At 46.9% G+C, this 8,582-nt stretch carries 7 protein-coding genes; all 7 read left to right on the top strand.

Annotated features, from left to right (window positions below):
* Window positions 1-466: 466 nt before the first annotated feature.
* Window positions 467-1,744 carry an ABC transporter substrate-binding protein gene (locus WC647_19845; protein MFA6224558.1) on the top strand — a complete coding sequence of 426 codons (1,278 nt, stop codon included), beginning with the start codon at window positions 467-469 and terminating at the stop codon, window positions 1,742-1,744.
* A 111-nt stretch (window positions 1,745-1,855) separates the two neighbouring features.
* A complete protein-coding gene (locus WC647_19840; protein ID MFA6224557.1) occupies window positions 1,856-2,728 on the top strand; it encodes a branched-chain amino acid ABC transporter permease in 873 nt (290 codons plus the stop codon).
* A 49-nt stretch (window positions 2,729-2,777) separates the two neighbouring features.
* Complete coding sequence (locus WC647_19835; protein MFA6224556.1) at window positions 2,778-3,785, top strand: branched-chain amino acid ABC transporter permease; 1,008 nt, start codon at window positions 2,778-2,780, stop codon at window positions 3,783-3,785.
* A complete protein-coding gene (locus WC647_19830; GenBank protein MFA6224555.1) occupies window positions 3,782-4,555 on the top strand; it encodes an ABC transporter ATP-binding protein in 774 nt (257 codons plus the stop codon). The genes WC647_19835 and WC647_19830 overlap by 4 nt, the downstream gene beginning before the upstream one ends.
* Window positions 4,556-5,302 (top strand): ATP-binding cassette domain-containing protein, encoded by a 747-nt coding sequence (locus WC647_19825; protein MFA6224554.1) that lies wholly within the window; start codon window positions 4,556-4,558, stop codon window positions 5,300-5,302. It begins immediately after the preceding gene.
* Between the two features lie 34 nt (window positions 5,303-5,336).
* Entirely contained in the window at window positions 5,337-6,974 is a 1,638-nt protein-coding gene (locus WC647_19820; protein MFA6224553.1) for a class I adenylate-forming enzyme family protein, read from the top strand.
* A gap of 274 nt (window positions 6,975-7,248) precedes the next feature.
* Window positions 7,249-8,582 (top strand): PAS domain S-box protein (locus WC647_19815; GenBank protein ID MFA6224552.1); only part of this gene is annotated, 1,334 nt, incomplete at its 3' end.

Raw genomic sequence — 8,582 nt, 5'->3', positions numbered from 1 at the left:
AGGATACAGACCCTTAAAAAGTTGAGTCTTGGGTCTGTCGACCCGACGAAAAACCAAGGCTAGCCCTCCAACGGTCGTGAAAAAGCCGAGAATCACTCCCCGCCAAAATCGCGTGGTGGATTTTGGTCTACGACTATTGCTTTCTTGTTTTGTTTCACCTATACTCGTCGAATTAATAAACGGATATGTGTGCCGTCACATGATCCTGAGAATTATTTGTGCCAATCAGGCTCGTTCCTATTGATTTCTACTACTCTAACAATATTTCACTATACTGTCTTTGACGAATCAGAAAATATACGGTAATTTCGTTCACCGATTAAAGCTCCTTTTAGACCGGGATGACGACTTAAATCAAAAAATGGTTCGGACGAATCTATTATTGGTTCAGGAAAACCAGGATCACCTGCTCGTCAAGTTCGTCCGCTTGACGCTCGTGTATCCTCTCACGAAAGGAGATGTTGGCATGAAAAGGCTCTTTTTAATGGCTAACCTCATGATCGGTATGTTATCGATCCTGTTATTGGCGCCTTCGTACGCTGCTGATCCGATATTGATCGGCGTTCCGACCGCTGAAACCTCGATCGAGGGAAAGGAATCTATTAAAGCCGTTCAGATGGCCGTTAATGAGATCAACGACAAAGGTGGAGTCAAAGTTGGTCAGGAAAAAAGACTTTTGCAGGTTGTTGTCTCAGATCTAAGAGACGCTTCTGCAGGTGTCCCGGTTTCTGAGGCTCTGCTCGGTCTGGAAAAAATTATCACCGAGAAAAAGGTTAACGCAATCCTGGTCGGCCCCTTCAGGTCCGAATCACTTCTCGCGGGTATGGACATCATAGCGAAGCATAAGGTACCGCTTCTGGAGACTATAGCTATGTCTCCAAAATTCGAAGAAAAGGTCAAGGAAGACCCAGTCAAATACAAGCATTGTTTTCGAGTTTGTCTGAACGCTCAGTCTCTGGTTGGCTATCTTGCTCAGACCTTGGGGTTCATGAAAGAAGAATTTGGCTTCGAAAAACTCTATGTCATGACTCAGGATGTACTGTGGGCAAAGGCGACCGGCCAAGGCGTGACCAAAGTCGCTACTTCAAAAATGGGCATTGAACTCGTGGGGTCAGAGACGTATCCGACCGGAGCTTCCGATTTTTCACCCGGTTTGATGAAGGCCAAGATGAAAAACGCTCAAGTTATAATGCCGATATTTGATATGCCCCAGAGTGGAATCCTGCTAAAACAATGGAAATCACAAAAGATACCCGGAATGCTTTGCGGATTCATCTCACCCATGACTGGTCCGGGGGCCTGGAAGATTTTTGAAGGTAAAATCGGCGGCCTGATCAACTCCAATTTTGAATTAGGTAGCGCCATCCCTGTCGAAAAATATCCTCCAGCAACCAAATTCTACAATGATTATCAAAAAAAGTTTGGGGTTCCTATGGAAGCTGGACATGGTCCCGCTCCTTCTTATGACTCCGTTTATATCTTTGCCGAGGCGGTTGAACGGGCCGGTTCACTTGATCCTGACAAGGTAGCCGATGAAATCAAGAAAACCGATCGAGTAGGGGTCATTGGACGAATAAAATTCAACGAAGGTAATCAGGTAATATACGGAGCTGATCCCAAAGAGACCGCCGCTGGTTGTGTCTATCAGTGGACGGATGACGGGAAAAGGGTAATTGTGTTCCCTAAATCCATAGCGGAAGGGAAAGTAGTCCTTCCGGAATGGATGAAAGCGGCCAAGAAATAGACACGAGGTTCAATTGTTACGTCGGGCTAGGATTTGAATACGCCCTGAGAGCGTCAATTCGTCCTCGGGGCGTAAATTCTCGGAAAGTTATCGTTAGCAAGGAACGAGGCCATGTGGGAAGTCGCTTTAATCTACGGCTTTATCAATAGTGTAATACTCGCTCTGACAGCCCTGGGCTTCAGCTTGACCTTTGGTATAAGCGGTGTATCGAACTTTGCCTACGGTGCTATGTACATCTTCGCAGGGTTCGCATCCTGGCTATTGTTAAACAAACTGGCGCTTCCATTCTTTCTGTCCGCTGCGATTGCGGTATTTTTGACGGCTCTTCTCGGAGCCGCAATGTATCGCTTCGTATTGCTCCGAGTTCGTGGCCTTGTAATTTCAGAAGTCATAGCCACTTTCGGCGTTGGTTTAATAATTCTCGAACTTTTTCGTTACCTTGGATTCTCGGGCTTCGAATACACTCTTCCTGTATTTACTGATGGCAGTCTACTCATCGGCAATACCTACGTGGATTATCAGCGGATCTGGATCGTTGGCGTTGGCATAGTTTTGGCCATTGGCCTTTATCTATTTACCCACTATACAAAGATTGGGCTTGCTTTCCGGGGCATCGCCCAGGATGAGCATACTGCCCTGTCTCTAGGAATCAATTCAGATCGAATTGCCGGATTGAGTGTCGCGTTCGGGTCCGGCCTGGCAGCCGTAGCCGCAATACTGATACTGCCCCGTGGAACGATCGCTGTGAACGATGGATATGATGTTCTGATAAACGCAATGGCGGTATGTATAATTGGTGGGCTGGGGAGTTCTGTTGGCGTTGTATTGGCTTCATTTCTCATTGGATACGCTCAGATAATGACTGACATATTGTCCGGCCCGCATTGGAAAATGATCATATCTCTGATTGCAATTCTTTTGATACTGGTGGTCAAGCCTTCCGGTCTTCTTGGTAAACAAAAAGAACTGGAAGAACGAATATAGAATTTTCATGTATTGAGAATAATAACGATGCTTTGAGAGTGGCGCTCACGTGAAACAAAAGAGAAAGGAAAGAATAGACAGAGGGATCAAAGCCAGATCCGACGACGTGTTCTCACTGAACTCGTTTCGCGAGATGCTTTATGTGGCTGTTCCACCACTTGCGCCGGTCCTTTTGCTGATCATATTGCCTCTTGTTCTGCCTTCTTACTGGCAGAAAGTCTTGATCTCCACGTGTGTTTTTGCGCTACTTGCAATGAGTTGGGACTTTCTTGTCGGCGTCGGAATGGTATCGCTTGGCCAGGCCCTGTTTTTTGGCGTCGGAGCATATATCGCAGGGGTTTCGAACAAAATCCTCGGAGTGCCTATCTGGATCGATCTCCCAATTGCTACGATTCTGGGAGGACTTATCTGCACGGTCCTGTTAACGCCGGTCCTGAGGTTGCGAGGCGTCTACTTTTCCATGGTGACCCTCGTTTTGCCGTTGATGCTGGAACGTATCATTGAGGCCGCGGGCATATTTGGAGGCACAGAAGGAATAACCGGTATCAAGGCGTTCGCCAATCCCTTTGTGGAATCGTACGTGATTGTTTTCGTGACACTTTTTGCCCTGTTCGCCTTCAGACGTCTGGTCACAACTGATTACGGCCTTGTCCTCAAAGCTATAAAGGACAATGACAGAGCTGTTATGAGCGTTGGAATCAACATCTATTGGATGAGGGCTCAGGCACTGTTTATAACAGGGTGTGTAGGCTCTTTTTGCGGGGCTTTTCTAACCCATGTTTACGGGTTTGTAGGCATGCCTTCTTTTGCGCTTGACTATTCAATTCTGCCTATATCCGCGGCTGTCGTAGGAGGCATGGGAACCTTCGCAGGCTCCTTTATCGGCGCTTTCATTCTCGTCCCCCTGTCTGAAGCGCTTCGAGGCATCGGAGGGTTGAGAATAGTGCTGTATTCATTTTTCCTGGTGGTCTTTATTGTCGCTTTACCAGAAGGTATTTTCCACTACATCCAGAGGAAGTATCAGCAATTCGAAAGATGGGTCGAAGTTGACAAATGAATGATCAGAATAAACGTCAAAATGACGCAGACCCCGTTTTGCGAGTCGAAAACATTAGCAAGAGCTTTGGGGGTGTCAAAGCAGTCGTCAGTGTAAGTTTTGATCTTCATGAAGGGCAATTGCTAGGCGTAATCGGCCCGAACGGATCAGGAAAAACCACTCTTGTCAATCTCATAACGGGGTTCCTGAAGCCGGATCAAGGCAAGATAGTGTACAAGGGCAAAGAGATTAACGGCTGGGCGCCATATCGAATCGCCAGAGTCGGCATAGCCAGAACATTTCAGATGATTCGACCCTTTGCTGAACTGCCTTCATTCAAAAACTTGATCATCCCCCTGTATTCGCCCCGAGTCAAGGCGCTGTCCGGAGGTCAATACGGTGATCTTGACGCTGTAGCGAAAGATTACCTGGAAGAAGTGGGCTTTGAACGGGAATCCGCAGTAACATACAAAGCCGCCGGGAGTTTGCCTCATGGGTACCTTAAGCGGCTGGAATTGGCCAAGTGCCTTGCTCTTCGAGCGGACCTGATTATAGTTGACGAGTTGTTCTCTGGGCTGAGCATAGCGGAATTGGCAAGTATTGTTCCCATAATTGAAAAACTCATCTCGGAAGGTAAGACCGTGATCATGATCGAGCATCGGTTGCGGGAACTTTTTCGGATTGCGGACCGGGTCGTTGTGTTGAATTATGGCAGTGTAATCGCTGATGGGATACCTTCTGAAGTAATGGAAAGATCGGAAGTTAGAAAGGCTTATTTGGGTTCAGAATAAATGCTGGAAATCTCCAATCTTATGGTTTTCTACGAAAACGCCGTCGCGTTGAACGATTTCAGCATGAACGTTCAGCCTGGCGGTATCGTAGCTGTCATCGGCTCCAACAGCGCGGGCAAGACAACGCTCATGAACACGTTGTCAGGTTTGATCATCGATACCAAGCTCAAGGAGCAGCGTAAAGGCGGAGAAAGAATTACGATATACGGAAAAATAGTTTTTAATGGCGAAGACATAACAGACCTCTATCCCAGTGAACGAGTCAAGAGGGGAATGGTCCTCTGCCGGGAACGTCACCCGATATTTCAGGAATCCGATCTTCTGGAGAATCTCCGGATCGCTGGTTACTTGCGAAAAAAGGCAGAAGTCAGGAAAGCCATAGATTATGTATTTGAGCTTTTCCCAACCCTGGTAAGGCTTAAAAGGCGCAAGGCGGGTTTTTTAAGTGGTGGTGAACAGCAGATGCTGACAATAGGTATGGCGCTGGTTGTCAAACCTAGTTTGTTGCTTCTCGATGAGCCTTTACTTGGCTTGAGCCCTATGATGCAAACGACCCTGGTTGACGCGATCAAGAAGATCAGCGTTGAAACCGGCCTTACGATCATAATATCCGAGCAATTCGCGAGACCCATTCTACCCATGATAGATCATGGATATATAATCGAGAATGGCATGTTGACACTTGATGGGTCAGGCCTCGAACTTATGGAAAATCCGGAAGTCAAGGGGGCCTATTTTGGTGTCTGATGCGCAGTTATTTATGTCTGGAAGTGTTTGAAACATGTCCGTCTTAAAATATCAGACAATATACGGGGCCTTTTCTGCGATGGCCGAGAAATATCCGCAAAAAACAGCGGTATACTTTCTTGGATCCTCTTACTCCTACAAAAAAGTGCTGGATCTGTCGGAAAAATTCGCGGCGGGCTTATATGAAATGGGGATACGAAAAGGCGATCGCATCCTGATGTACATCCCTAATTCAATTCAGTTCGTCGTTTGCTGGTTGGGAATTCAGAGACTCGGAGGCGTGCCGGTTCCCATCAGCCCCATATACACCGCTTTTGATTTGAAATACATGGCCAACGACACAGGCGCGAAGGCCGTTATCTGTTCTGATCGTAACTACGGATACGTAAAACAGGCTATGCCGGACACTCAACTTGAACAGGTTATATTTACCGGTTTAATTGAATTACTGCCCTGGTGGAAGAAGGTCTTTGATTTATTTGCTGATAAAGCGCCCAAAGGCAAAGTGGAAGAAAGCTCCCAAGTGTGTTCCATGAGCGACGTGATCAAACGAGGGGTCAGGCCGGCTCCCAAGCCTGATTCATCTGATCGGGATATAGCCCAGATTATGTATACCGGTGGCACTACGAAGCATCCTAAAGGCGTTCCTATGAGCCATGGTTTGTTTCTGGTCTCTTCGGAAGAACAGCTTGATGTTAGAAATCCGCTTTTCCCAAAGCACGAGGACGTGATCCTTGCGGGTTCACCGTTGTTCCACATAGCGGGGCAGACATGTTCGTTAGCCACTATAATTGTTGGCGGCGGGACGATGATTGTGTTCCCCAAGGTAAATCTGGACGCCTTTTTTGACGCAATTGAGAAATTAAAGGCAAAGAGCCTTGTCGGGGTTCCGGCTTTTTATCGTATGATCCTGGAACACGATCGCGTCGATCAATATGACCTTTCATCCTTGAGTTATTGTTTTTCCGCTGCAGATGTCTTGCCTCAGGATGTTGCGAGACGATGGACGGACAAATTCCACATGCCGGTTTATCAGGGCTACGGAGCTACGGAAACGTGCGGTGGGGTCATCATGTGCCCGACGGATCGTGAGAGTCCTCCAATGGCAATGGGATTAAGCGTTCCAAGCAAGCAAATCAGGATCACCGAGCAGGAAGGGGTAGACGACGTTCCCCTGGGAGACCCAGGTGAATTGCTGGTACATTCGGAACTAATGGTGTCAGCCTATCTTAACAAACCTGAAGAGACCGAAACTTCCTTTGTAACGATAGATGGAAAGCTCTGGTACCGAACGGGCGATATAGTCCGGCAGGACGAAAATGGTTTCGTTTACTTTGTTGATCGAACCGTCGACGCTATAAAACACAAGGGCTACCGTGTTTCCGCGTCTGAAGTCGAAGCGGTTCTTCAAGAGCACCCTGCTGTAATAGAATCATGCGTTGTAGGCATTCCGGATAAAAAAGTGGGCGAACGAATCAAGGCTTTTGTTGTGCTTAAAAAGGATGTCAAAGGCGTCGCCGGTTATGAGTTGACGAAATTCTGCCGGGACCGACTTCCGGCGTACAAGATTCCTCAATATATAGAATTTCGGGACATGCTGCCAAAATCCAAGGTTGGGAAATTACTCCGAAAAGAAATTAGAAGCGAAGAACGCAAACGTCTCGAAACCTAGCCATTCAAGTTCTTTTCAGCCATACCCACGACCCCTGTTGACCTTCTCTGAACACACTACCGGCCACACGAAAAGACGGTCGTCGCAGATTCGAAGGAGAGCCTTCGATAATTTGCGCTTGACCTTTTTTCGCTTCTCCAGATGGCTTGTTTAAAGCCGTCAAAGGGAGAAAATTAGGATCACTGGCTATGTCTTGAAGACATGCATCGATCGAGAGACTGAAATACACTTTGAACCATCGACCTGTGAGCCGCATCCAGGAGAGATTGAATAAATGATTTCCGACATATTCTTAAACGCGCCAGTAGGCATATATCGCGTCACCTTAGAAGGAAAACTCCTAGCAGTAAACACCTATGTTGCGAATATGTTTGGGTATAAATCTCCTGAATCCATGATTCAAGAAGTAAATCTGTCATCAGTGGCTTCTTTGTATGAACAGTCATCTGATCGGCAGATGCTAATCGAAAAGGTCACTCAAGCCACCCCCAATTGGACCTCGTTTGAACAAAAGATTCGCACCAAACAAGGTATTATCCTCGATGCTGATATGACTATCAGGTTAACCACTGATGGTTATATCGAAGGCTTCATCTCAGATATAACCCAGCAGAAACTCACCGAACGAATACTGAGGGCCAGCGAAGAGAAGTGCCATAAGGCCTTCCACCTCAGTCCCGACTCCATCTCTATTACCCGCCTCTTTGACAGCAAAATCGTATCTGTAAACCAAGGGTTCCAACGAATCACCGGATATACAGAAGAGGAGGTTGTTGGCAAAACCTCACTAGATTTTGGGATGTGGGCTAACTTGGATGACCGAAACAGGCTTTTTAAAGATATAGAAGAAACAGGGACATGTCATAACCTAGAAGCTGACTTCGTTACAAAAGATGGAACCATAAAACACGCTCTCATGTCCGCTTCGGTGATCAAACTTGACGGTGTAGACCATCTTATTACTGTAATCAGGGACATTACGGCCCGTAAACAAACCGAAGAAGCTCTAAAACGATCCGAACGCAAATACCGTATGCTGTTTGATCACACACCTATTGGTATACTTATGGTAAACACAAAAGGGGAAGTCATCGAAGTTAACCGCTTCTTCCTTCAGACGCTTGGCTCCCCCGGTGTACAGCTTACAAAGACAATAAACGTGCTAACATTTCCACATATGGTAGAGGCTGGGATCTCTGACCTCTTCGGAGCTTGTATGATAGAGAACAGGCCAATTGACACCGAACTTTTTTACACTAACAAATGGGGGAAGGAAATATATCTCAGAATCATTCTTACTCCCAAGTTGAATGAGCAGGGATACGTTGAAGGATGTCTGGCAGTAATGGAAGACGTTATGCCTCGTAAGATGGCCGAAAATGAATTAAAGAGGGCTCGGGATAAACTTGAACTTAGGGTGGAAGAGCGCACAAACAAACTGCTGAAGGCGAATGAAGAGCTTGAGATCGAAATTGCTGAGCGTGAGCGGGCGGAACGGGAGTTACAGATGAGTAACCGTAAGCTGGAACTTGCCCTGGCCGTAGCGTCCCAGCTTCGGGTTCAGGCGGAGGCCGCAAGCGCAGCCAAGACTGAGTTTCTCACGAACAT

The sequence above is a fragment of the Desulfomonilaceae bacterium genome, from assembly GCA_041662605.1.
In the GTDB taxonomy this organism is placed as follows: domain Bacteria; phylum Desulfobacterota; class Desulfomonilia; order Desulfomonilales; family Desulfomonilaceae; genus CAJBEZ01.
The sequence above is the reverse complement of the archived record's forward strand: the minus strand, read 5'-3'. Positions and strand labels throughout refer to the sequence as shown.